The sequence below is a fragment of the Rhizobium lusitanum genome (assembly GCF_014189535.1).
GTDB lineage: Bacteria > Pseudomonadota > Alphaproteobacteria > Rhizobiales > Rhizobiaceae > Rhizobium > Rhizobium lusitanum_C.
This window is the reverse complement of record NZ_CP050307.1, coordinates 1,835,363-1,861,178: the sequence shown is the minus strand read 5'-3', so window position 1 is coordinate 1,861,178 and position 25,816 is coordinate 1,835,363. Positions and strand designations below refer to the sequence as shown.

Genomic DNA, 25,816 nt, shown 5'->3' with positions numbered 1-25,816 from the left:
CTTTAAAACTGCTCGACGCCCGCTCACAACGCGGGCGTTTTTGCGTCATGTCCCATGTTCGAAACCTCCTGGCCCGGCGTTCCGTTGACAATTTCGTCGACATGTATTTCTTGCATAGCTGCAGTGCAGCATAAGACATGGTAATGAATCATATTTAGAGTATTTTGAACTCATCGAAGTGATGCACCTCCTCCCGCAGAGCTTCGAGTTTCAGACGGCCCGCTCCTCCTCCCAGGGACGTCTGTAGGAACGGCGGCACTCCTCCTCCCAGCCGCTGTTCGGTTCTTTTCGAAAAGCCTGCCGCACCTCCTCCCGCGGCAGGCTTTTTCGTTTCTGGGCGATGTTCTTCTTAACGGCCGAACCGTAGATCGAGGTAGTCCTCCTGGGAGGACCTGTCGATTTCGAGCGCCATGGCGTCGATATCCTTGCTATTCCTTGAACCAAAGCGCGACGCCATTGGCAGCCGCAGCATCGATGAGCAAGCCACCTTCGAAGGCTAGAGGCGAAAAACCACCGAGCGCGAGGGCATCCGCCGCGGCCTTGAGTGAGCGGACTTTCAGTCCAAGGGCGACCTTTCGCTCGTTGCCCTCAAAGCTCTGCGGAATGGCTGATCCAAAACGGGCGGCCGCCTTGTCCTCCGACAGGATATGGATCGTGACACCACCGGCCTGGATAACGATGCCATCCTTGTCGACCCGGGGTGCTGCCGTTGCTGGAAACCCGTCGAAGAGTTCGGTGATCGTTTGAGGCGCACGGCTGACGATGAAGACGTCACTGATATCCAAAACGCTGTTCGGATGGTCCTGATCGACCGGGCGCCACACCAGCTCCGGCGTATTGTGTTGGCAAAAGAAGAAGCGACCATTGGAAATAGTGTCCCGGCCGAGTTGAAAGGTACGGAAACTGGCGGGCTTCTGTACGCCATTCACCTCAACGGGGCGGGAAAAGTCTTTCCAGTCCGTCACTGGTTTGTCGGCGGCGGCCAGTTCGCCCTGCAAGGTAGCTGCGTCAGTGGTGCGAAAGGCAAGGCCATTCAGGCCGGTCGGATAGGACCAGAGATCGCTCCGCTTCTTATCATCCCCCGGCGGAAAGCCCAGAAGTTCCAGATAGTTTTCGCCAAAGACGGCAAGATGGTTGATGGAGCCGAGCGTATGATACCCTCGTGGGGTCAGTCTGAAGCCAAGCTTGCGATAAATCGCCGCCGCGGAATCGAGTTGATCGAGAACGCCAATGACAGTGTGATCAAGAGCGAGTGGTTGAGCTGTGACGGACATGGGTGGGGCCTTCAAATATTGACTAGATTACTGGATTGCGTGTTCTCGTTGAACCCGGTTCGTGCTTTCGTCCCGGGTGCGAGCCCTCATTCACCTTTGTTCCAGCCTTTGCTTTCGGCTGTCTTTGCGACGAGGGATGTATAGTCCTTGCTGATCTCGTCCAGCTTTTTTACCAGTTCGGAATTCGGCCCACCGAGCCGGCTGATATAGTCCTCGCCTTCTTTGGACTTGTCCCAATCATTCCCGATAAAGCGTGCCGTAGCCTTCCCGGAAGCCGATACTTCCGGTGCAGGTGTCCCAAACGATGCGGCAGCTTGCTTCAGGCCGTCAAGGAAGGCCGTGTCGTCGAGGCCGCTATAAGGTTTTCCTTCGGAATTCGTGACGTTGAGGAAGATTTGCTCGTCCCCGAACGCCGTGTAGCCACCGCCCAAGCCTTTTCTGGTTGCTTCGGCCGTCTCGAAGAATTTCTGCGCGATGGTGGCGTTGAGGCTGTCCTTGGGAAAACGCACGACAACAAAGCCAGTGCTGCCCGCTGTGTCGTCCAGGCCGGAGACGAGGACGCTATACTGGCGGAAAATGTAGCCAAGAGAGCCGGCCAGGCGATCAGCCGTGGCGTCATCAAGCGTTCCCTCGGTTTGAAGCGACGCGTTGGTTTTCAGGAGATATCCACCAGGCGTTACTTCCGTCTCCAGGGTTGCGGGGTCGATACCATTGGCTGTTATGATCTTGGGCACGATTTCTTTCAGCACTTCGGCTGAGAAGTCCGCCCGCTCATCATAGCTGGCCTGGGCGAGCCGTGGCAGACGGAAACCCGCGGAAGGCGTTGCCTCATAGGATAGAAGCACCTTTTGGTCTGCAAGGGCCGTATTCTGCAAGGCAAACGGGATGACGGCAGCCAGAACTGCTACTCTCCACGTGGTTCGCAATGCGGGGGCTCTCTTGGCGAAAAATCCGTTTAGCATCCGTCATATTCCTGGTTGAGCGCTATCGTGCTTTTGTTGTCGATGATGACGTTGAGCATCGGCTGTCGACGTCATCAGATGGAGTCCGATAGCGGCCTCGATCATGGCAGAGGCCGATCGCCGGAAAGGGGTAGAGGCGGACTATCAACGGTGATGCCGGTAGCGGCGCGACGAGATTTCGGCGGAGAGTTCGTCGCATCGTGATTGCAGTTCCCTGTCGATACCGTCGTCGAAATGGTCGTCGAGGAGCAGGAAACGATACTCTTGCGCAAGCAGCCTCGTTTCAAGATCGTCGCGCTGTGCGGAGAGACGGAAGAAGTGGCGTAGCCTGCCCATGATATGCCTCTGATCAGGCGGCGCGATCAACGCGGTTGCCAGACGCCGAGATCAGGCTGTGGATTGCCCGCAGCACGTCGGAAGTGGAAGCAAAGTGCTGGCCATCAAGATCATGCACATGAAACTTGACGGCAATGAACTTCAGTCGGTCGCTGTCCGGAACGACGATACCGACCGGCACGCCGGCGTATTCGATCACCTGTTTTGCCATTGCGATCATCCGCTAAAATCTGCCTTGCCGACTGGACTGCCGAGTGCTGTCAGCGGTGGCAGCGTTATAATCTACCAATTTAATAGACTATATGAGGCCAGCATCTGGATGACCATTCCGATCGATGCCAAATTACCCGTATGATCGTAGAAAAGATTTCTAATATACAGGGCGCGCGGAGGCGACCTTGCGAGCGAACCGACGGAGTCCCGCGTGATGTTGGTGGAAGCGTATTCCTGGCGCTGCTGATCGCTCCCCTGGCTTACGTCCCATGTGCTCGAACGATGAAGCTCACCTGACATCCCGACGCCATCATGCTGGCTCAGCGAGGGATATTTATTGGCGGGGAGGGGGCGCCAGGCGTAGGTTGGGGGCGTTAACGCCTGGCGCAGTATGGTTCACCGGGTAGTGAACGACCTATCAATACAACCGCCGTGGCCCCGCGTATAGACGCCCAAATGGGTAGGTAAGGTAGTGTGGGTGTCAATGGAAGGCATATGATTTGGCATTCGATTTTGATCTCAAATGCCAGGTGCCGTTCTACTCATTTCCGCAGATCAGCCTTTAAGGGTCGGAGAATCCCAAAGGTCCACCAGACGCCGCCGCGCCTCTTTTACGATCTGATCGTAGTCTTCCTTGAACGGAGCGACGAGTTGTTTCTCAAGACCTGCGAGAACACCGTGGAGCACAACGCATTCTGCGGTGCTTTCGAAGCACTTGCTGTCGGGGGTAGGGGTATGAATAGCCTTCGAATCGCACCAGCGAGACAGCAGCTCGAAAAGCACTACAGCCTCGTCAGCGCTGAGGTGAATTTCTGCACCATCATGATCCCGATCCGAGGTGTTCGTCATGCTGTGATCTAACACGAGCAATGTCGCAATTCCAGCCTTTGCGCACCAAACCGCCGGTCGGAAATGGCGCTTCGCCATAAAGAAACGCTATGGCGGCAGAATTTTGAAGGCTATCGAGGCGAGCACTTGATGGCAATTTTTCGTTGATCGAGGAAATGACATCCGCATTATTTCTACTGCACGGCTAGATTTCAATATCGCTTATGAACGGTGTATTAATGATTGCGATATAGATGCCAATCCATGGAAGCGGTGTCACGTCGGCATGATCTGGATTTTCTCAGGGTCGCAGCATTCATGCTGCTGATTGTCTATCATGTCAGCTTGATGTACAACTCCAGGGGCTTTCTGCTGAAGGTGCAGGACAGCTCTGCTATGTTCGATGTGATCCATCTGTGGACACACCCTTGGCGCATGTCGCTGCTGTTTCTGATATCGGGCGTCGTCACGGGGATTTTGCTGACGCGGCAAGCTCCCGAAGCGTTGAGGAGTGCGCGAACGAGGCAGTTGCTGGCCCCGTTGCTGGCAGGTGTTCTGCTGTTGATCCCTCCGCAAATGTATGTTTGGCTGAATGCCAGTTTGGGGGTGGATATCAGCCTCCTGGACGTCTTCAGGCACTATCTGACCCTGACGCCCGTTCCGCTGCCGGATGGAGGCCAGGCCAATCTCCTGGGAATGCAGCACCTGTGGTATCTCGCCTATCTCTGGGCTTATACGGCTGTGCTGACACTTGCCCTGTCGGTCTGGCCGGGGCTATTGCGTCGGGTAGGGGACTGGTTGATGCCCTGGTTGGCGGGCAAGTCTATCTTGATACTGCCTGCGATATTGTTCATTCTACTGAGGCTTGCTTTGCGGCCGGCTTTTCCCCCGACGCTCGATATCCTGACTGATTGGTACAGCCACGCGGTCTATCTGGCGTCATTCCTGTTGGGTGCCGTGATGGCCACGCGCAGCGATTGTTGGGATGCGATTGTCGGCATGCGAAAACCTGCCCTGATCCTGGCGTTGGCATGCGCGATATTTCTGACGATACTCTTTCCTATCTTGCCTATCGGAGAGCCGGAGATCTGGCGTCGGTTGGGGGGAAGGGTGCTCGGCGGCATCTTCCAATGGTGCGCGATCGTTGCGATTCTTGGATACGCGAAAATCTGGATAAATTCAGAGAATGCCGTTATTCGCTATTTGAACAGGGCAATTCTTACCTACTACGTGCTTCATCAGACGGTAATGCTGCTTATTGCCTACGGGTTGCATCAGTTCGGGTTGATGTCGGCCTTGTCTTTCATTCCGATTGTAGTGGCCACGCTTGCAATATGTGCACTGGCGTATGAACTGAAACAGCGCCTGGAAGTCACCTGGCGTGTCTGGAGCGGCACTCGCATCGCTTAATTCGGTCTCTATCTCCGAGCAACCGCCAGTTTTGCGGTGATCACGCATCGATCTTGAAACCAAGGTAGGGCTCGCTGGCGGGCAAACCTCCTAGTCCCCAATTTACCGGGTCAATCTCAACAAGAACGGTTTCGATGTCTCCGGCTGGAATGCCGAATGCTGAAAGTTCGTCCACGATAGCCGCATACAACCTTCGTTTGGCAACGAGCGAGCGACCAGAGAACAGCTTGATCTCGATAACCAAATAGGACGGCCCATTGCCGGAAGGCATGATGATCGCGTCTGCTTCATACTCGAGCAGACTTATGCAACAGTCATCGTCCGGGATTTCCAGCCCGGTCAGAAGCGCCCGCTGCACCGCCCTGATAATGTTGCAACGACGATCACCAATCCAACCACGCCGCGTTTCTATTCTGATAGCTGGCATGATTTCCCTTTCAAATCGAGATCGGCCCTCAAGTTTCCGCTGGCTCGAAAGCTCCGCGGCAAATCGTGCTCAACGCACCGGCACCTGGTAATCGAGGATGTCTCGCAAACGAGGCAGGACCCGATCCCTCTCCGCATCGATAAAGAAATGGTCGCCGTCGAACCATTGCACCGTGCATGACGTGCTGGTCTGGTTTCGCCATGCTAGGACCCGATCGGCGTTTATGTGCGTGTCCGTTCTTCCGGCAAAGACGTCGATCGGTATGGCCAGCGGTTCGTCGGGCGTATAGCGATAGGTTTCCACCATTTCGAAGTCCGCTCTCGTGGTCGGCAGACAAAGCTCCATCAGTTCACGCTGAGCGAGCAGATCGGCGGGAATGCCGTTGAACGCGGTCAGCGCGTCGAGCAGCGCATCGTCGTCGAGGACGCTGAGGCGGTGTCGGGGATCGCGCGTGTCCGGTGCGTCCGAACCCGATACGATCAGCGCGGTCGGTTCCGACAGGCGCTGGCGCCGGAGCGACCGGGCGACCTCGAACGCAGTCAGCGCACCGAGACTATGGCCGAAGAATGCATAGGGGAGGCCGGCTGACGCCGCGTCGATCAGCGGCGTGATGGCCGCGACGGCGTCGTCGAGCGACCGGTACGGCGCCTCGTGAAAGCGGCTGCCGCGACCGGGCAGCCGCACGCCCCATATCTCGATGTCAGGCGCCAATGCGGCTTGCCAGCCGAGATAGGATGCCGCATCGCCTCCTGCATGGCTGAAGCAGTAGAGGCGAAGCCGAGGGGACGAACATTGCCCGTTAACGAACCAGCGGGACGAATTCATGGTATTTCCTTTCGAACATGAACGCGCGGACTTTCAAACCGGCGCGGCGAGGTACGGCGGCTCGCCGCGCGCAGCTGTCATGCCGCGGACCGAACAGCGCCATGGGCGGCCGATCGCTGTACGCGATAGCCATCGAGAATCTGCCGCATGACGGAGCGCGGATACCTTCCGCGTGAAATGATTCCGCCGGTTTGCTGGTTTGCGACGGCGTAGCGCTCATCGCGCATCAGGATCCGGTGCGCCTTCTGCAGGTTCCAGTAGGGGATGCCGGGTAGCAGGTGATGCGTGAGGTGCAGGTTGTCACCATGCATGCCGATGAACAGCCGCTCCCACCAGGCGGGAAAGCGATTGCGCGTCACCAGGAGCTCCTCGTCTTCCTTGCCTAATAGGCCGAAATGCTCGGATACCTCGGAAAGCCAGCCAATGATCTGAAATGTCGTCAAATATGGAATCAGCCAGAACAAAATATATCCGCTTGCACCCGTCGCCGGAAAGAAAATAGCGAAAATCGCGGCATGGACGGAGAGCAGTTTGATCGCACCGATGGGAGAGCCGAGCAGTGCCGCCAGACGATGGCGAATGAGGTAGTTCAGATAGCTGACGACCTTGAACAGGAATACCGTTTTGAGAAGGTGCCCGAAGACGAATTCATACCGGTCTTCCGAGCGCTGCAGGCCGGATTCTATATAGTAGATGTAGTCCGGATCCTTGTGCGGGTCGCCAAGATAATGGTGATGCATTTTGACGTGCGAATGATGATATGAATCGAAATCCTGAAACACCGGTAGGCCGGTCAGGTATTGGCCGATGAAACGGCTGAGCCGGCGATTGCGCGCGAGCGTCATGTGGGCCGCCTCATGCAGCAGGGAAGCAAACGCACGCTGCCGTGAGCCGATGAGCAGAATAGTCAGCGGATAGGCGTAAGGGGAAAGCTTGAAAAGGCCGACCGCGACCGCAATGACCAAGATGTCGGCCGTCCATCCGAGCAGCCAATGCCAATCATCATTCGGGTAGAGACGTTTTAGATCGGCCTTTATCGCACTGCTGACCCTGAATTTATTCAGTGTTTCCTTCGCTTCTTTCTCCATGGCAAGCTCCTTGCTCACACTTCGCGTTAAAGTGGATCGCAAGCTAACAAATCGATTTTGGCTCATCGTCCGGGAAGTTTCCTGCGGGATTTTTCCCAGATTGTGTGGGTAGCCGCGCCGATGTTTCCCTTCCACGGCCAATCATTGCGTTTCGATGCGAGCAAATGCGCGCACCGAGTACCGGTTCCGCAATATCGTCAGCCATGAGGAGTGATCGTGTGAGCTATATCGTCGATGAAAGCACCGATGCTTTCGACCAACTAAGCAATGCAGCCGGACGCACATACCCGACGGGTACCGAGGCGCGGCTATCCATGTCGCAGGAGCAGGCGTGGTTTCTGGAAATGCTCGTCCCGGACAGCATCGCATATAACTTCCAGGCCGTGCTGAACCTGCGAGGCGAACTCGACGTCGGCGCGCTCGAGCGCGCGCTCGGGCGGCTCGTGGAGCGGCACCAAAGTCTGTCGACCGTGTTTATCGACCGTGACGGCGAGCCGCAGCAGCGGATCGAGGATGCATGGCAAGTGACGCTCCCCGTCGTCGATCTGTCGAAAGCGGCGGATGCAACGCGTGACGCCTATATCGCGTCGTTGATCCGGATAGAGACCGCGCAGAAGATCGATGTCGGAGCGCTTCCGCTGATGCGCTGGGTGTTGTTCAAGCATGGAGACCATGACCATTCGCTGCTGCATATCGAGCATCACCTGATTCACGACGGCTGGTCGTTCCGTCTGTTCCTGCGCGAGCTGAGCCACTTCTACAATGCGGAGCGAGGCCGTCCTGAACTCACGGCGCTGGAGCCCGCGATCCAGTTCATCGACTACTGCAATTGGGAGCGCGAATGGCTCGATTCATCCGCCGGTCAGGAGGGCCGCGAATTCTGGCGGCAACGCCTCGCCGACTGGTCGCCGCACGGCCATTCGCCGTTTCCGCAAGCGCAAGCGCGTGTCGCGGAGCTTGATTTCGTCGGCAGCTCGGTATCCGTTGCATTCCCCGCCGAACTCGCCGGTCGGCTGAAACAGTATGCCTCCGCAAACAAGGCGACGCTGTTCGAAACGATGTTCTCGCTGTTTGCCTCCGTCGTCGGAGCGCGGTCCGGCAATGCGCGGCAGATCGTCGGTACGGCGGTCGCCAACCGCGACATTCACGGCATTCAGAACACGATCGGAATGCTCGTGAACATGCTGCCGGTGTGCGTCGAACTGCAAGGCGACTTGCGCTGGCCGGCCCTGCTCGGCGGCGTGAAAAACGAAATTCGCGCGGCCTGCGCCAATTCGCATGTGCCATTCTCCAGCATGGTGGCCGACCTGCAGCCTGCGCGCATCGCAAATCTGCTGCCCTATATCCAGGTCGGGTTTAGCTTCCACAATTCGATGACCCGTGAGCTCGAATTCGAAGGGCTTGATGTCGATATCGTCGAAGGGCTCAGCAACGGTTCGGCGAAGTTCGACCTCAACGTGATCGTCGTGTTCGACAACGAAACACGGCCGGAAGCGGGGGGGCGTTTCCTGCTCGAATACTCGACGTCGTCAACGAACGAGGCGGGCGTCGTCTCGCTGATGGACGAGTTTTTCGCACTCGCGAATGCATGGCTCGACAATCCCGAAAAGCGTCTCGCGGATGTCACGCATATGAGCCCGGCGACGGGCACGACGAAAGACCACAAGACTGCTGAGGATGCCGATAGCGCGTTCTGGGCGGCGCAAATCGAGACCGATGCGGGTGAACTGGTTCCCGATCGTCTCGGCACGTTCGCCAGCACCGAGCTTCGCTTCGATCGGCTCGACGTCACACTCGCCCGTGAGCCGTTCGAGCGTCTTCGCCAGGCATGTGAAACTGCGGGTATCACACCTGCCGTGGCCTTGTTCGCACTGCACGCGACGTCGCTCGCGCGCTTCTCCGGCAATCTCGACGTGCTGGCCGGTCTTGTCGCCGACAACGACGTGCGCGCGCTAAAGACGGTCCTGCCGGTCGCAATACGCGTGGATCCCGTGGCCTCGTTCGCGGACACGTTCCGCGCGGCAGAGGACGTGTGTCGCCGTGCATGCGAGCACTACGATCGCTCGCCGGAGGTGTTGTCCGCCGCGATCGAGGCGTGGCAGCAAAGCTCGGGACGGCCGGTCGCGTCGTTGCTGCAATCCGCGTTTGGCGTCGCAACCGATGTGGAGGGCTCATCGGCTACCGGCCGCGCCCGCATCGAGATGATCGTGCGGACTGAAGGCGACGATCCGGTGGTGAGTGTCCGCTATGCGTCGGATCTGTTCTCCGAACATGCCGTGAAACTGCTCGCGCAAGACTTCTTGAGGATGCTCGATGCCGCCGCGGCGTCGCTCGACACGACGCTCCAACAGGCGGGCCACGCCCTCGACGACACACATCTGCGTGCGATCAGCGAAGGCGCACGGCCATTGTGCCGCCAGTCGACACTGCACGAAATTTTCGAGGACTGGGTGGCGTTACAACCCGAATCCATCGCGGTGCGCAGCGGCGTGTGCGTCTGGACCTATGCGGAACTCGACGCGAGAGCGAACGAAATCGCGGAGCGGCTGCTGAGCAACGGCGTGCGTCCCGGCGAAGCCGTCGCGGTTTGCATGGCGCGCTCACCATGGCTCATCGCGGGGTTGCTCGGCATTTTGAAGGCTGGTGGTTGCTATCTGTCCGTCGACGCCGCACTGCCCGCCGCACGCCGCGACTGGCAGCTGCTTGAGGCAGACGTCGCGCATGTGCTCGTTGATGCGGCCGCGCCGGTGTTCGCCGATCACATTGCGGTGCACCGCATCGACGGCGTACTGGTCGAATTTTCGGCCGGCGTCCGACCTGCGACCCGGCCGAGCGTCGATACCGACGCGCGGTGCTACTACATGTTCACCTCCGGCTCTACTGGCGAGCCAAAGGCGACGGCGAGTGACCATCGCGCGGTCATCAACCTGGTGACGAATACGGACTACCTGAAGATTGATCTGGATGACCGAGTGTTGATGTTTGCGCCGCTCGCATTCGACGCGTCCACCTTCGAGATCTGGGGCGCACTGCTGAACGGCGCGCAAGTGGTTGTTCAGCCCGGCGCGCTCGCGAGTCTTGAGGATCTGGGCGATACACTGGCCACGCAGCAGGTAAGCATCCTGTGGCTGACGTCGGCGCTGTTCCAGGAAATGGTGGAGCAGCACCCGGAAGCGCTCGCGGGGGCGCGGCGCGTGCTGACGGGTGGCGACGTGGTGTCCGCCGACACGATGCGCGCGTTCTTCGCAGCCGGCGGCCGTCAATTGACGATCGGTTACGGGCCGACCGAGGGAACCGTGTTCACGACCGCATACACTCTCGACACGGCGGAACAGGTGAGCGGCCGTGCATTGATCGGCCGTCCTATCGCGCATCGCGATCTCTACGTGGTCGATGTCTTCGGCAATCTGGCGTCGGAAGGTGTGCCCGGCGAACTTTACGTAGGTGGCGGCGTGACCGGCGAATATCTGAAACGCCCGGAACTGAGCAAGGAGCGTTTCGTGCGGCTGCCATGGCTGTCTGAGCAAACGCTGTTTCGCTCCGGCGACGTCGGACGCTGGACAGCCGATGGTCACGTCGAGTTCCTCGGACGTCGCGACAGCCAGATCAAGATCCGCGGCTTCCGCATCGAAACGGGTGAGATCGAGCAGGCGATCCGAGGGATCGAAGGCGTCGCCCACTGCGCGGTGATCGTGCGCTCGCAGGGCGCGGACAAGCAGCTTGTTGCGTTCGTCAGTGCGGTGCGCGGTGCGACGCTTTCCGGGCCTGCCATTCACGACGCGTTACGGCAGTCGTTGCCCGACTATATGGTGCCGGCGAGCATCCATCCAATCGAGCAGCTTCCAACGACACCGAGCGGCAAGTTGAACAAGCGCGCCTTGCTCGAACTCGCCGCGCGGCCGCGCGCCGTCTCCGTCGAGTTGCCGGACACTGTGGCCGGTTCCCTCGAAAAGCAGATCGCGCCGGTCTGGGCGGAAGTCCTGAAGCTCGATAGGGTCGAGCGGCATCAGGACTTCTTTGCAATCGGCGGACATTCGCTTGCCGGGATGCGGATCATGTCGCGGCTGAGCAAGACTTTGGGCCGCCGCCTGCCGCTCGACATGCTGTTCCGCTATCCGACGGTCGCGTTGTTCTCGGAGGCTATCGCGAACGGTCCCGAGGCGTTACCGCAATCGCTGTCCTCTCGCACGGTGCCAGCGAGCGTCCAGCCAATCGAGCAGTCTCCGACGATACCGAGTGGCAGGCTGAACAAGCGGGCAGTCCCCAAGCTTGCCATACAGCCGATCCTCGTTGCTGCCGAGGTGCCGGATACTGAGGCCGGCTCCCTCGAGGAACTGATCGCGCCGGTGTGGGCAGAAGTCCTGAAGCTGGATTCAGTCGAGCGTCACCAGGACTTCTTTGCAATCGGTGGACACTCGCTCGCCGGGATGCGGATCATGTCGCGACTGAGCAAGACTTTGGGCCGCCGCCTGCCGCTCGACATGCTGTTCCGCTATCCGACGGTCGCGTCGTTTTCCGAGGCTATCACGAACGGTCGCGAAGCCGTGCGCCCCTGAGCGCTGCCTCGCCATGCGCGGACCGGTCCGTGCCGGCATCTCTCCTGTCCCGAATTACTGCCGCACGCGCAACGCGCGCCCATTCCCACATGGAGCAACACATGGATTCCGTATACTTGATCGCTTCGCCCGACCTATCCGTCTCGGCAAGTTCGACTGATTTGTCTACCGCTCAACAAAGCCTCTGGTTCCTCAACCAGCTTGAGCGCGGTGGGGTCACGTACAATGTTCCATTCGTGCTGCGCTTCTCCGGCCTTCTCGATACCGTTGCGCTTGCGCGCGCACTCGATGTCGTGCAGCGGCGGCATCCGGCGCTCCGGTATCGCTTCCCAGGTGTAGAAGGGCAGCCGTCCGCGCAGTTGAGCGACGAGACGGTCGGGCTGAACCATGTGGACCTGTCCGGTAACCCGGACGCGGAAGCCCGCATCATCGATCTGCAGAATGCCGAGGCCCGCCATGTGTTCGATCTCGAACGTGCCGCGCCGATCCGCACAACGCTCGCCCGCATCGCTGATGATGATCACGCCCTGATCGTGATCGTTCACCACATCGTCTTCGACGGTCGTTCCGTGCAGGTCTTCCTGAACGAGCTTGCGAGCGCCTATGCGACGCTCGTGCAAGGCGGTGAACCTGACGCGTCACCCGTCGACGAGGGTCTATATTCGGACGGCGCCGTGCTTGACGAGGATCTGGCGACAGGCATCGAGTACTGGCAGCACCGCTTGTCGGGTGCCCCGGCCGTGTTGCCGCTGCCGCTCAATCATCCGCGTCCGGCCACACGCCAATTCAAGGGTAGCCGCGTCTCCATCGCCGTACCTTCCGACGTGGTCGACAAGTTGAAGCGCATCGCCAGCGCGCGCAGCGTGTCCCTGTACATGATCGGACTGACAGCATTTGCCGTACTGATCCAGCGATACACGCAGGAGAACGACGTGGTGATCGGATCGCCGATCTCCAACCGCTACGATCTCGATTGCGAAGATGCCATCGGCTATTTCGTCAACACCTTGCCGAACCGCATCGACGTGTCCGGCGCGCCGTCGTTCGCCAATGTGCTCGATCGCGTCCGCGGCGGCGTGCTTGAGATGTTGCAGCATTCCTATGTGCCGTTCGAGAGGATCATTGAAGCCGTTCAGCCGCCACGCTCGCTCAGCCACGCGCCGGTGTTCCAGGTACAGTTCGACCTGGCGGCCGAAGGCTTCACGGCGTCGTTCGGTGACGCCCTCGATACGCATTTTTATACGCTCGACTCGTGCAGCGCGAAATATGACCTGAGCCTGACGCTATCGCTCGTCGACGACGGCATGAACGGCGTGTTCGAATACGATAGCGACCTGCTCGACGCCGCGATGGTGCAACGCATCGGCGATGGCCTCGTGCATATTCTTCAGCGTTTCGCGGCCGAGCCGGATGCACGGATCGATGGCTTCTCGTTGTTGTCGCCGGATGCCGCCACGGCGATGCTGACGCTTGCTAACGACGGTGCGTGTGATCCGGATATGGCGTTCGTACCGTTTCATCTCGCGTTTGAAGCGACCGCTGCGCATGAGGGCACAGCTGTCGCACTGGTTCACTCGGATGCGCGCCGTACATATGGGCAGGTTGACGCGCGCGCAAACGCGCTCGCCGCGCGTTTATTTGAATCCGGCGTGCGCCGTGGCGACCGGGTCGTGGTGTTCCAGCATTACGGACCGGACGTCATCGTTGCGCTGCTGGCTATCCACAAGGTCGGCGCCGCATTCGTGCCGGTGTCGCCGGGCGATGCGCGCCATGCGGTGTTGATCGACGACGTGAACCCCGCAGCGCTGCTCGTTGCAGGCGCGAGCGACGGCGCGGCGCTCGGCTATCCGCTGATTGCGATGGAGGATTTGGGCTGGGATGCGGATGCACTGTCCGCAAACCCGGACTGGGGTGGGGCGCAAACCCGCGCGGGCGACATCGCGTACATCATCTTCACCTCCGGCTCCACCGGCCAGCCGAAGGGCGTGCAGGTATCGCACGGTAGCTGGATATCCTTGTTCCATGCCTTCGAGGCGGTCTACGGCCGCAGCGAGGTCGGCGTGACCGCAGTGCTGCAGATGGCGAACCATACGTTCGATGTGTTCATGAGCGACGTGATACGCGGGCTCGGCGGCGGCGGGCGGCTCATCATGTGCCCGCGCGACCATCTAACCGATCCGGAGGCGCTGTACGCTCTGATCGAGCGTGAGCGAGCGACGATCATGGAGTTCGTGCCTGCGGTTGTGCGCCTGATGATCCAGTACCTCGAACGCACCGGCAAACGCCTGAGCGGCCCGCGCACCATCGCCTGTGGCGCGGACGTGTGGTTCGTGCACGAATACCGGAAGCTGCGCTCGCTATGCTCGCCGCAGACGCGTCTACTGAGCGTCTACGGTGTCACCGAAGCCACCTGCGAAAGTGCGACGTTCGAGCCGCGCGATGACTTATACGAGCCCGAGCGCAGCCTGCCGATCGGCACGCCGCTGCCGAATACCGCGATGTATGTCGTCGACGGCGTGCTGAACCTGGTGCCTCTCGGCGTACCCGGAGAACTGATGATCGGTGGCGGCGCGGTGGCGACAGGCTACCTGAACCGGCCGGAGCTGAGTGGAGAGCGCTTCCCGACCGGTTCGTTCGGCGCGGAAGGATGCTTCATGTCCGATCCGGACGGGCGGCGTTTTTACCGCACCGGCGATCTGTGCCGGCATCTCGCCGACGGCACGATCGAATTCCTCGGCCGTCTCGACAACCAGGTGAAGGTGCGCGGCTTCCGCATTGAGCTGGGCGAGATTGAAAGCGTGCTCGCCGACCATCCGGCCGTGCGCGAATGTGCTGTTGTCACGCGGCAAGCGCCGGGTGGCGATCTCGAACTGGTCGGCTATGCGGGTGCGGGCGTGACCGCAGAGGTGCTGCTCGACTATCTGCGCACGCGCCTGCCCGCGCATATGGTGCCGCGCGTGGTCGTCGTGCTGGCCGCGCTGCCCTTGTCGGCGAACAGCAAGATCGATCGTAAACGGCTGCCCGATCCAGACTGGGCGGCGACCGCGCGTGCATATACGCCGCCGCAGAATCCACTGGAGGCACGGCTCGCGAAGGACTGGCAAGCTCTGCTCCAGGCGGAGCGGGTTGGCGTGCACGATAACTTTTTTGAACGGGGAGGCCATTCGCTGCTCGTCACGCAGGCGCTCGCACGCATTCACAGTGCGTTTGGCGTCAAGCTGAAGGTGGCCGACCTGTTCGAGCGGCCGACCATCGTGCAACTTGCGGAACGCGTGATGCAGGAGATGATGACGTTAACGCGCGGGCTTGCCGCGGCGGATGCGCCGGTGCCGATCGCGCGCGCCGTGGGGATCGAACGCCAGCGCCTGTCGTTCGCGCAGAAGCGGCTCTGGTTTGCGCAGCAGTCGGAGCCGAATTCCGCATACAATATGCCGGAGATTTTTCGCGTGCGTGGCGCGATAGACCAGCCGGCGCTCGAGGCGGCGTTGAACCGCCTGATCGAACGCCATGAGGTGCTGCGCACGCGGTTCACCGCCGCTGTGCAGACATTTACCGACGATACCGGCACCACGCGCAAGGAGCCGCTCGCGGAGATCGATCCGCCGGCGCATGTCACGCTCGTCGTCGAGCCGCTGGACAGCGGGCAGCTGACCGAACGGCTCTCGCGAGATGTGCAGCGGCCGTTCGAGCTGGATCGTGAGTGGCCGATCCGCGCGACGTTGTTTCGCATTGCAGACGATGAACATGTTCTGTGCGTCGTGCTGCATCACATTGCTTATGATGGCTGGTCGAGCGCGTTGATGCGGCGTGAACTTGCGGCCAGCTATCGTCCGTCCGGCGGCGGCGCACCCGTGACCGTAGTAAACCCGCTGCAATATCAGGATTATGCGGCGTGGCAGCGGGCACAGACCAATACGCCGGCATTCGCCGAGCATGTGGAGGCATGGCGGGAGCGTCTGAGCGATCTGCCGCCAGCACTCCCGTTGCCGGAGCGCTCGAACCTGGCCGCAACAGACGACCCCGCCGGCGGTTACGTGGCATTCACGTTGCCGGAGTCGTATTCCGCACAGTTGGCGCGGCTCTGCCAGCGGCTGAACTGCACGCCGACGATGGTCGCGCATACCGCATTCACGATCCTGCTGCACCGCTACACCGGCCAGGACGACATCGTTGTCGGTTTGCCGTTCGCTGGTCGGGATCATGTCGATAGCGAGGCGCTTCTTGGCTTCTTCGTCAATCTGCTGCCGGTGCGGCTGCGCGTCGATGGGCAACAGCAGCTCGCCAAAGTGATCGCCGCGAGCCGGCGTGCGGTGCTTGATGCGGAGGCCGCGCAGGTGGTGCCGCTCGACCATTTGGTCGAAGTGTTGAACCCGGAGCGCACACCGGGCCGGCACCCCTTCTTCCAGATAGGGCTTGTCGTACAAAGCGCGCCGTCCGCAGCACTCGACATGCCGGGCCTGATTGTTGACGAGGTCGCACTCGCATCGAGCGACGTCAAGCTCGACTTGATGCTGGAGCTGCGCGCCATCGAGGGGAAGCCGCTTGGCGGTGGTTTCAAATACCGGACGTCGCGCTACGAACGCGTGCTGGTCGAAGGGCTTGCGCGACACTTCCGGGAACTGCTGCAGAACCTGCTTGCCGACGCTGACCAGACAATCGCTGGCGTGGGGATTTTGTCGGCAGACGAATATGACGCGCTGACACGCGGGAGCAACGATACGCGGCGTGATTTCAGCGGTACGGGCGACGTGATCGCGCAATTCGAAGCGCGTGCGGCATCGGCACCGGACGCCGTCGCGCTTGAACTGGATGGCCGGATTTGGACCTACGCACAACTGGACCGGCTGGCGAACCGTCTCGCAAACGAGCTGCTTGCGCGCGGCGCGACGCCGGGCACGCGTGTCGGCCTGTTCACGGGACGCCACCCCTACCTCGTCGCCGGAATGCTCGGCGCGCTCAAGGCGCGGTGCGCCTTTGTGCCGCTCAATCCCGAGGATTCGCTGGAGGGCACGCTCGGCTACACAATCGAGGACGCAGGCGTGCGGCTCGTCGTCGCGCATCGTGGCCTCGCGGAACGGTGCGAGCCGCTCGGGCTGGAAACACTGTTCGCCGATGAGTTCGATGGCGACACGCCCGCACCCGCGCCGCGCTGCATGCGCGAGCCCGACGACCTGGCTTACGTGCTGTACACGTCCGGTTCGACCGGCCGGCCCAAGGGCGCGATGATCACGCAGCGCAATCTGCACAATACCGCGAACGCATTCGCCGAATGCGTCGGGCATCATGCCGGTGCGCGGCAGCTACAATATTTTTCGCCGGTGTTCGACGGCGTCTGCGGCGAGGTGTTTCCAGTACTCGTCAGCGGCGCGACGCTGGTCTTCGCCCAAACGGCGCAACTGCTGCCAGGCCCCGACCTGCTCGACCTGCTGCGCGCGGCGCGCATCACGCACCTGCAGATCACGCCGACCGCACTCCGGCTTCTGCCCCATTCCGACTTGCCGGACCTGGCGGTGATCGTGGCCGCCGGCGAAGCGTGCCCACTGAACGTCGCGCACATGTGGGCGATCGGCCGGCGCTTCATCAATGGTTACGGACCGACAGAGACGACGATCTACGCATCGGCAACCGACTATTGGGACGCGCGCGGCGCGCTCGTGCTGCGGCCGATGGGGAACGTCACGTTCTACGTGCTCGACCGCTACCGGAATCCGTTGCCGAGCGGCGTGCCGGGCGAGCTGTACATCGGCGGCGAGGGCGTCGGGGCGGGTTATCTGAACCTCGACGAGGCAACCGCGCGCAGCTTCCTGCCGGATCCATTCTCGCCGGAGCCAGACGCGCGGTTCTATCGGACGGGCGATTATGTGATCCAGCAGCCGAACGGCAGCCTCATCTATGTCGGACGTGCTGACTCGCAGGTGAAGATCCGTGGCTTTCGCGTTGAGCCCGGTGAGATCGAGGCGCGCTTCAATGCGCTGCATGGGGTCGAGCAGGCGGTTATCCTTACGCCGCTCGACGCGCGCGGTCACCGGATTCTCGTTGGTTATTACGTCGGTGAGCCTTCCGAGGGCGAGGTGCGTGCCCTGCTCGCTCAGCAACTGCCCGCGCATATGGTACCGGAGCGGTTGGTGAGGCTGCCTGAGTTGCCGCTGGGGCGGACCGGCAAGGTCGATCGCAAGGCGCTGGCGGCCCGCGTTGACGAGCCGGTCGCCAGCGAACCGGCAATCGTTGCGGCGGCTACGAGCCCTGGGCCGCTCGTTCGTGGGCCGTCTGGTGGCAAGAAGCTCCTGGCGGGTGTAAAGGCGATCTGGCAACAGGTGCTTGAGCGCGACGACATCGAGCCGGGCAGCAATTTCTTCGATCTTGGCGGTCATTCGCTGCGTATCGTCGAAATGCGCAAGCGCATCGAGAACACGTTCTCCACCCGGATCGCAATGACGGATCTGTTCGAGTATCCGACGCTGAGCGGGCTCGTCGCGCATCTCGAGCGGCTTCAGGTCAGCGTTGCGGAGGACGACCGGCCGGTCGACACGCCAACGCCCGCAGCTGTGCCCGTCGCCGACGGCGCGATCGCGGTGGTCGGCATGGCCGGTCGCTTTTCCGGCGCGCCCGATCTGCAAGCCTTCTGGGATAATCTGGTCGAAGGCGTCGAAACCACGTTGCATTACAGCGACGAGCTGCTCACGGAATATGGCGCGGACCCCGCGAAACTTGCGCAACCCGATCTCGTGAAGCTCGGCAACCGTCTCGAAGACACCGACAAGTTCGACGCCGAATTCTTCGGCTACTCGGCACGCGAGGCGGCGCTGATGGACCCGCAGCAGCGGCTCTTCCTCGAATGCGCCTGGGCGGCGGCGGAGGCGGCTGGCTACGGCGGCGGTTCCGGTGGGCGGCGGGTCGGTGTGTTTGCGAGCGCAAGCACGAGCCATTATCTGCTCGACCACGTCTATCCGCGCCGCCGCGAGTTGAAGCTTGAAAACATCCAGTGGCTGCTTGGCAACGGGCGCGACTTCCTCGCGACGCGAACCGCCTACAAGCTCGATCTGTCCGGTCCCGCAGTGACGATCGAGACGGCGTGTTCATCCTCGCTCGTTGCCGTGCACAATGCATGCACGAGCCTGTTTGCGGGCGAGTGCGAGATGGCGCTCGTTGGCGGCGTGTCGATCGAGGCCGAGTATTATGGATATCGGCCGATGCAGGGCAGCATCATCTCCAGCGACGGCCGCTGCCGGCCGTTCGACGCGGAGGCAAGCGGCACGACCGGCGGCAGCGGCTGCGCGGTCGTGATGCTGAAGCCGCTCGCAAAAGCGATCGAGGACGGCGACCACGTACACGCGGTCATTCGCGGCTCGGCGATCAACAATGATGGATCAGCCAAGGTCAGCTACACGGCGCCGAGCGTCACCGGCCAGGCCGCAGTGATTGCCGCGGCACTCGAACGGTCCGGCCTGCCGGCCGAATCGATCGGCTACGTCGAGGCACATGGCACCGGCACGCGGCTCGGCGATCCCGTCGAGTTTCGCGCGCTCGCCACAGCCTACACAGGCACCGCGCCGTGGCCGGCGGACCGCCGTTGTGCACTGGGTTCGGTGAAAAGCAATATCGGCCATCTCGATGCTGCGGCCGGGATCGCCGGCTTCGTCAAGGCGGTGTTTGCGGTCGAACATGACGTGCTGCCGCCGAGCCTGAACTTCTCGCAGCCAAATCCAGAGATCGAACTTGAGGGCAGTCCGTTCTACGTCAACACCGAGCGGCAACCATGGCCAGAGTCGCCATGGCCGCGCCGCGCCGGCATCAGCTCGTTCGGGATTGGCGGCACCAATGCACATGTAATCGTCGAGCAGCCGCCTGAGCCGTTGCCGCGCGAGCCGAACGATGAGGGCTGGCATGTGCTGCCGCTATCGGCGCGGTCGCCGGAAGCGCTGTGGCGCGCGCGCCGCCGGCTCGCCGGCCATCTGCGCGCGACGAGCGCGCATCTGTCCGATGTCGCGCTCACCTTGGGTGCCGGTCGCGCGCGCTTCTCGTTCCGCGATGTGCTTGTGTGCCAGACGCGCGAACAGGCAATTGCCGCACTCGAGGCTCCGCTCAGCGTATCGACCCGAGAGTCGGGCCAGGACCGCCCGGTCGTTTTCATGTTTCCGGGTCAGGGCTCGCAGCATGTTGGGATGTTGAGGGGCCTTTACGAAGGAGAGCCGGTGTTCCGCGATGTGCTGCGCGAATGCGCGGCATTGCTCACCGCGCAAGGCGGGCTGGATATCCTCGGATATCTGTATCCCGACCCGGGACGGGAGGACGAGGCCGCTGCTGCGCTTCGCGAGACGGAGATTGCGCAGCCGGCGTTGTTCGCGGTCGAGTATGCCTGCGCGATGCTGCTGCAAGCACGAGGCATTCGACCGCAGGCACTGATCGGGCACAGCCTCGGCGAGCTGGTCGCCGCCTGCGTCGCGGGCATCTACACGCTGAAGGATGCGCTTGCGATCGTCGTCGAACGCGGCAGGCTGATGCAGCGCGCCATGCGCGGCGCGATGCTTGCGGTTACCCTCGATGAACAAGCGTGTGACCGCTGGCTAGACACCGACGTCGAGCTCGCGGCCGTCAATGGCAGCCGCCAATGCGTGCTTGCGGGCAGCATCGACGCGATTGCGCGGTTGCAGCCAGCGCTCGCTGAAGCTGGTGTGCAGAGCCATCCACTCAAGACATCGCATGCGTTTCATTCGCGGATGATGGAGGATGCGGCGCGTCAACTTGAGGTCGCCATTGCGGCGATTCCGGTACATGCCGGTACAGTTCCGATCGTGTCGAACCGCAGCGGTACGTGGCTGTCGCTCGATCAGGCGAACCATGCGGCTTACTGGGCTTCGCATCTGCGCGACACCGTGCGTTTCGCTGATGGGATCGCGATGCTGCACGACGAATTGGACGCGCCGATCCTCGTCGAGGTCGGTCCCGGGCAAGCATTGCGAAACGCGCTCCAATCCGATTCCGACACCTACGCGACGACCGGCTGCGGCCGACATCCGCGCGATCGCACCGACGACAATCAGACCCTTGCAAACATGGTCGCAGCGCTGTGGCGTCTTGGCGCGGGGCTCGACTGGCAGAGTGCGAGCGGAGGCGTGGATGGCCGACGGGTGCCGTTGCCGACCTATCCGTTTGCACGCGACAGGCACTGGATCGATGCGGAGGGCGCGGAACTGCGGACGGGGCCAGCGGTCTATCGCCATTGGCGGCAGCAGAGCGGGCAGCGCCGGGAGTACGAACTCGTGCTGTCGCCGGCGCTGTGGCTCGTCGATGAACACCGTGTCTTCGACGGCAAGCCGGTGCTGCCGGGCACCGGCTGCCTGGAACTGGTGCGCGGCGCGTTCGAGCGAATGGGCCATGGTTCGCGGATCGAGCTGAGCGACGTGTACTTTCCGGTGCCGCTCGTGCTCGATGACGAGCGCGCGGAACAGGTCGTCCGCATAACGTTCCGAGGCGACGGGGATGGCGCGCAGGAATTCGTGCTGGCATCCGCACCCGACGGTGACGACGATCGTTGGACGGTCCACGCACAGGGAACGATCGCTACGCACCGTCGTTCGCCTGTGGCAGCATCCGCGCTCGAGCATATTCGCGCGGATCGTGCGGACACACTCGCGAACGCTGTGGCACGGCAGGCGCTCGACGAACGGCTTGGGCTGTTCGGCCCGCGTTGGCGCTGCTTCGGTTCGCTCTGGCTCGCCGAGGACGAAGGTGTCGCGCGGCTCGCGCTTGCTCCGGATTTCGCGGCGGATATCGAGGCTTTTCCACTTCATCCGGCGCTGCTCGACATGGCGACTGGCTTCCTGTCGACGATGGAAAATCGCGGCGCGCGGCTGCCGTTCCACTATGGCAGGCTCAAGATCCACGCACCGTTGACAGCACAGCTCTTTAGCCATGCACGCCGCGTGCGCGAGAACGTCTATGATGTGACGCTGTTCGCGACGGATGAAGCTGGCGATGTCGGGCCGGTGCTGGTCGAGATCGAGGGTTTCACCTTACGGGAAGAGCGTGGAGCGCCCGACACGGTGGATCGCACCGATCCGGCCGCATGGTGCACGCGGCCGGTGTGGCGGCCGGCATTGCCCCCGCGCGGCGAACCGATGCCCGAAGGGCCGTGGACGATCGTCGCACGAGGAACCATCGACCCCACGTCGATCGCGCCGGCCGTGCCGTCGGGCAGCCTGTGGATCGGCGACACGGACGGATATGCGGTGCAACTCGACGCCGCCACACCGCCGACGCAGATCGTCTACATCGTCGGTGACAACGTGCCGCATGGCGCGGGGCATCCGGCAAATGCGCTGTTTGGCGATCTGATGCGGCTGCTGCGGGCCGCAGCGCCGAAGGCGCCGCAGGGTACGGTCTTGACGCTCGTCACCGCCGGCGCTTGCGCGGTGTTCGCCGACGAGCCGTTGCGGGCGGCACAGGCGGCGCTGCTCGGCGCGGTGCGAGCCGTGATGTGGGAGTTTCCAAACCTGTGCTGCCGTCATATCGATCTCCCGGCGGAGGCCGGAAGTGCCGATCAAGTGGCGCTTCGTGACGCGCTTGTCCGGTACGATCGCCACAACCATTCGCCGCTCGCGTCGACCGTTGCGGTGCGCGACGGTGCGTTCTACGAGCCATATTTCCGCACATTGCCTGCAGTTGCAGCCGCGCCACGTTTCGTGGACGGCGGTGCATATGTGATCACCGGCGGTCTCGGCGGGATCGGCCTCGCGTTCGCTACGCATCTTGCGACATCCGTCACAGCGCCTCGCCTGCTTCTTGTCTCGCGTTCGGGAGCATCGCACCCGAGTGCCGAAGCATCGATCGCCGCGCTCAGCGCGCTGGGCGCGGTCGTGACCGTCGTTCAGGCGGATTGCGGCGACCGCGATGCGTTCGCGGCCGCGCTTGCAGATATAAAGAGCCGCTGCGGTCGGATCGACGGTGCGATCCATGCGGCGGGTGTCGAGGCAAGTGGGCTCATTCAGCTCGCCGAGCCTGAGGCATGGAACCGCGTGCTCGCGCCGAAGACGATCGGCACCGATGTGCTGATCAATGCGCTGCGTGACGAGCAGCCCGATTTCATTGTGCTGTGCTCGTCGCTCGCCGCTGTCCTTGGCGGACTTGGCCAGGCGGACTACGCCGCCGCAAACGCCTATGTGGATGCATCGGCACAGGCGGCGCGCCGTCAGGGGCTGCCGGTAGTCGCGGTGAACTGGGACGCATGGGCCGAGGTCGGCATGCGCGTCGCCTATGACCGCGCGCATCCGAACCAGGCGCCGATCGACGCGACCAGCGGCTTGCTCAACGCCGAGGGCTGCCGAGTGCTCGACATCGCGCTCGCGCATGCCGACGCACAGATCGTCGTGCACAAGGCGAGGGATATCGAAACGTTGATCCGGTCACTCGGCAACGGGGCCGACAGGGTCGGCGGGCGCGGTACGGCATCATCGGCGACGACGGGCGAACATGTCGCGCCGCGAAACGCGCTCGAGCGGCAATTGGCCGAGTTGTGGCGCGAGTTGCTGGGTGGTGAGCTGCCCAGTGTCCAGGATGACTTCTTCGCGCTTGGCGGCCATTCGCTGCTTGGCGCGCAGTTGATCTCCCAGGTGCGGGAACGCTTCCCTGAGTGCCTGACGCTTGCCGAGTTTCTTGACGAGCCGACGATCGAACGGATGGCGGTGTCGCTGGGCACTGTCGAGGAAACCGGCGACACGCTGGAGAATGACGCGGACCTGCATCTGCGTTACTGCCTCGTCCCGGTGCAGCGCGCGGGTGAAGGCAGGCCGTTCTTCTGCCTGCCTGGCATGGGCGGCAACGTCAACCAGGTGCTGGCGCTTGCCAAGGCGATGGGCAGCGAGCGTCCATTCTACGGCCTGCAATGCCTTGGGCTGGACGGCAATGCCGAACCGCATGGCAGCGTCGAGGAGATGGCGGAGTTCTACATCCGTTGTATCCGCTCGATCCAGCCGGAAGGGCCGTATTTGCTTGGCGGGCATTCACTCGGCGGCAAGGTCGCGCTCGAGATGGTGCGCCTGCTCGAGGCGGACGGCGAGAGACCCGGCCTGCTCGCACTGTTCGATTCCGCGGCCCCGCCCTACTTGCGCCTGACACCGCCAAGCGATGCGCAGGTGGTCGGCTCGCTGCTGAGCATCTTCGGGCGCTACTCCGGCAAGCCGGTCGAGGTGACGCGCGAGACGCTCGATCGGCTCGAAACGCTGGGACACGAAGAGCGCATCCGCCACCTGAAGGAGCAGCTGCAATCATATGGGCTGATCGACGCGCGCGCGGACGAGGGCAGCATTCGCGGCATCTTCAACGTCTACAAGGCCGCGGCAGCGTTCGGGATGAACTACGATCCGCCGAAGATTCCGTTGCGTTCGTCGCTGGTGTTGTTCCGCGCCGTCGATTCCATGCCCGCGGGTATCAATCTGCCGGAAATCCGGCAGACGCCGGCCTGGGGATGGGAAGACTTCAGCGCTGCGCCGGTCGATTGCCATGACGTGCCGGGCGACCACTTTACCTGCCTGTCGGCGGAGTATGCGGGCGAGATCGCGCATACGCTGAAACGGCGCCTGGCGGAGTTCGACTGATGGGCACGAAACCGAACCATACCGGCGCAGGCGGCACGTCGGTATGCTCCGAATGTTCCGTCAAGGCGGCGGGTTTGTGCATCGCCGATCGAAATCGTGCGCCGCCGGTGGGATTCATTCTGTGGATCCTCGCGCTCGATGTGCTCGGTATGGGGCTGGCGATGCCGGTGCTACCGACATTGATCGCCGAGCTTGCGACAGTGCCCGCGCAACAGGTGTCGCTCGTACTGGGAGCGGCGATCGCGGCGTATTCGGCAATGCAATTCCTCAACGCGCCGATGCTCGGCGCGTTGAGCGACCGATACGGGCGCCGCGTAGTGCTGCTCGTTGCATTGGCGGGCATGGCGGCCAGCAACTGGATGATCGCACTCGCCGGCGGCCTCGTATCACTGCTGGTCGGCCGCGCGCTTGGCGGCGCGTCGGCGGCAAACATCGCGACGGTGATGGCCTATATCGCCGACATCAGCGACGGCGAGCGCCGCACGCATCTTTATGGAAGCGCGGGGAGCGTGATTGCGGTCGGGCTGGTCGTCGGGCCGGTGGCGGGCGGCTGGCTCGCGTCGATCAGCCCACACCTGCCTTTCATCGTTGCCGGTGCGCTTGCGGCGCTCAATCTGCTCTACGGATGGTTTTATCTTCCCGAAAGCCTGCGGCAGGAAAACCGTCGACCGTTCGAATGGCGGCGAGCGAATCCGGTCGGCAGCCTGTACGCGCTGTTTCGCAACGGCTCGATGCGTCCCTATCTGCTCACCTCCATCTGCACATGGTTCGCATACGGCGTATTTCAAAGCTGCTTCGTGCTGGCCAATCAGGTGCGCTACGGCTGGGACGTGGTTGATGCGTCCTGGGCACTCGCCGCATTGGCGCTCGGGATGGCACTGTCCCAGCGATACCTGGTCCGCCGGCTGACTGCCCGCTTTTCAAACCGATGGATCATTTCGATCGGATACGGATGTTGCAGTGTCGCGTATCTTTGCTATTTCGCCGCGTCGTCGCCCTGGCTCACCTATGTCGGGATTGCCGCGCAGGCGTTGGGTCTGGTCGCCGAACCGGCGATGCGAAGCGAGTTGTCGCGTTGTGCCACCGAACGTCATCACGGCGAACTGCAAGGCGGCCTCACATCGATGCTGAGCCTCGTTGGCGCGATTGCGCCGTTGCTTGGTTCCTATACCTTGACCGTTGCTACTGGAGGAACGGGCAATCCGGCGACTGTCGGGTGGCCATTCGTGATTGGCGTCGCGATGTATGTGTTGGCGATCGGTGGTCTTTGGTGCAGAAAGAATTAGCCGGCTATTGAACAAAAA

12 protein-coding genes are annotated in these 25,816 nt (G+C 62.2%); 4 read left to right on the top strand and 8 right to left on the bottom strand.

Annotation, left to right across the window (positions count from 1 at the left end; genetic code table 11):
- Window positions 1–428: 428 nt before the first annotated feature.
- From HB780_RS11600 to HB780_RS11580, 5 genes are all read right to left on the bottom strand, one after another.
- Complete coding sequence (locus HB780_RS11600) at window positions 429–1,274, bottom strand: VOC family protein (RefSeq protein ID WP_183687862.1); 846 nt, start codon at window positions 1,272–1,274, stop codon at window positions 429–431.
- Between the two features lie 86 nt (window positions 1,275–1,360).
- Window positions 1,361–2,236: a hypothetical protein gene (locus tag HB780_RS11595; RefSeq protein WP_286202922.1), complete on the bottom strand. Its 876-nt coding sequence runs from the start codon at window positions 2,234–2,236 to the stop codon at window positions 1,361–1,363.
- Between the two features lie 144 nt (window positions 2,237–2,380).
- Window positions 2,381–2,572, bottom strand: coding sequence for a hypothetical protein (locus tag HB780_RS11590; protein WP_153362981.1), 192 nt, complete (start codon window positions 2,570–2,572; stop codon window positions 2,381–2,383).
- A gap of 13 nt (window positions 2,573–2,585) precedes the next feature.
- Complete coding sequence (locus HB780_RS11585) at window positions 2,586–2,783, bottom strand: hypothetical protein (RefSeq protein ID WP_183687860.1); 198 nt, start codon at window positions 2,781–2,783, stop codon at window positions 2,586–2,588.
- Between the two features lie 557 nt (window positions 2,784–3,340).
- Window positions 3,341–3,634, bottom strand: coding sequence for a hypothetical protein (locus tag HB780_RS11580; protein WP_183687858.1), 294 nt, complete (start codon window positions 3,632–3,634; stop codon window positions 3,341–3,343).
- Between the two features lie 243 nt (window positions 3,635–3,877).
- On the opposite strand from HB780_RS11580, the gene HB780_RS11575 reads away from it, so the two are divergent.
- On the top strand, window positions 3,878–5,023 hold the full coding sequence (locus HB780_RS11575) for an acyltransferase family protein (RefSeq protein WP_183687856.1): 1,146 nt from the start codon (window positions 3,878–3,880) through the stop codon (window positions 5,021–5,023).
- 40 nt (window positions 5,024–5,063) lie between these two features.
- Here the strand turns inward: HB780_RS11575 and HB780_RS11570 are convergent, their stop codons facing one another.
- The 3 genes from HB780_RS11570 to gntB all read right to left on the bottom strand — a co-directional run bounded on the left by HB780_RS11570 (window position 5,064) and on the right by gntB (window position 7,498).
- Window positions 5,064–5,450, bottom strand: a complete 387-nt coding sequence (locus HB780_RS11570) for a tautomerase family protein (RefSeq protein WP_183687854.1) — start codon at window positions 5,448–5,450, stop codon at window positions 5,064–5,066.
- Between the two features lie 69 nt (window positions 5,451–5,519).
- Window positions 5,520–6,275 (bottom strand): thioesterase II family protein, encoded by a 756-nt coding sequence (locus tag HB780_RS11565; RefSeq protein ID WP_183687852.1) that lies wholly within the window; start codon window positions 6,273–6,275, stop codon window positions 5,520–5,522.
- Between the two features lie 77 nt (window positions 6,276–6,352).
- The gene (gene gntB / locus HB780_RS11560) at window positions 6,353–7,498 is read right to left on the bottom strand and encodes a guanitoxin biosynthesis L-arginine gamma (S) hydroxylase (RefSeq protein WP_286203041.1); all 1,146 of its coding nucleotides are present in this window, start codon (window positions 7,496–7,498) and stop codon (window positions 6,353–6,355) included.
- Between the two features lie 83 nt (window positions 7,499–7,581).
- Between gntB and HB780_RS11555 the strand changes: the two genes are divergently transcribed.
- The 3 genes from HB780_RS11555 to HB780_RS11545 all read left to right on the top strand — a co-directional run bounded on the left by HB780_RS11555 (window position 7,582) and on the right by HB780_RS11545 (window position 25,798).
- Window positions 7,582–11,919: an amino acid adenylation domain-containing protein gene (locus HB780_RS11555; protein ID WP_286202921.1), complete on the top strand. Its 4,338-nt coding sequence runs from the start codon at window positions 7,582–7,584 to the stop codon at window positions 11,917–11,919.
- Between the two features lie 101 nt (window positions 11,920–12,020).
- On the top strand, window positions 12,021–24,512 hold the full coding sequence (locus HB780_RS11550) for a non-ribosomal peptide synthetase/type I polyketide synthase (protein WP_183687848.1): 12,492 nt from the start codon (window positions 12,021–12,023) through the stop codon (window positions 24,510–24,512).
- The gene (locus tag HB780_RS11545; RefSeq protein WP_183687846.1) at window positions 24,512–25,798 is read left to right on the top strand and encodes an MFS transporter; all 1,287 of its coding nucleotides are present in this window, start codon (window positions 24,512–24,514) and stop codon (window positions 25,796–25,798) included. The genes HB780_RS11550 and HB780_RS11545 overlap by 1 nt, the downstream gene beginning before the upstream one ends.
- Window positions 25,799–25,816: the final 18 nt, after the last annotated feature.

Excerpts from the sequence above, each read along its gene's own strand:
- HB780_RS11600 (WP_183687862.1), bottom strand. The coding sequence starts at position 1,274 with ATGTCCGTCACAGCTCAACCACTCGCTCTTGATCACACTGTCATTGGC.
- HB780_RS11590 (WP_153362981.1), bottom strand. The coding sequence starts at position 2,572 with ATGGGCAGGCTACGCCACTTCTTCCGTCTCTCCGCACAGCGCGACGAT.
- HB780_RS11585 (WP_183687860.1), bottom strand. The coding sequence starts at position 2,783 with ATGGCAAAACAGGTGATCGAATACGCCGGCGTGCCGGTCGGTATCGTC.
- HB780_RS11545 (WP_183687846.1), top strand. The coding sequence starts at position 24,512 with ATGGGCACGAAACCGAACCATACCGGCGCAGGCGGCACGTCGGTATGC.
- HB780_RS11580 (WP_183687858.1), bottom strand. The coding sequence starts at position 3,634 with ATGACGAACACCTCGGATCGGGATCATGATGGTGCAGAAATTCACCTC.
- HB780_RS11550 (WP_183687848.1), top strand. The coding sequence starts at position 12,021 with ATGGATTCCGTATACTTGATCGCTTCGCCCGACCTATCCGTCTCGGCA.
- HB780_RS11575 (WP_183687856.1), top strand. The coding sequence starts at position 3,878 with ATGGAAGCGGTGTCACGTCGGCATGATCTGGATTTTCTCAGGGTCGCA.
- HB780_RS11570 (WP_183687854.1), bottom strand. The coding sequence starts at position 5,450 with ATGCCAGCTATCAGAATAGAAACGCGGCGTGGTTGGATTGGTGATCGT.
- HB780_RS11565 (WP_183687852.1), bottom strand. The coding sequence starts at position 6,275 with ATGAATTCGTCCCGCTGGTTCGTTAACGGGCAATGTTCGTCCCCTCGG.
- HB780_RS11595 (WP_286202922.1), bottom strand. The coding sequence starts at position 2,236 with ATGCTAAACGGATTTTTCGCCAAGAGAGCCCCCGCATTGCGAACCACG.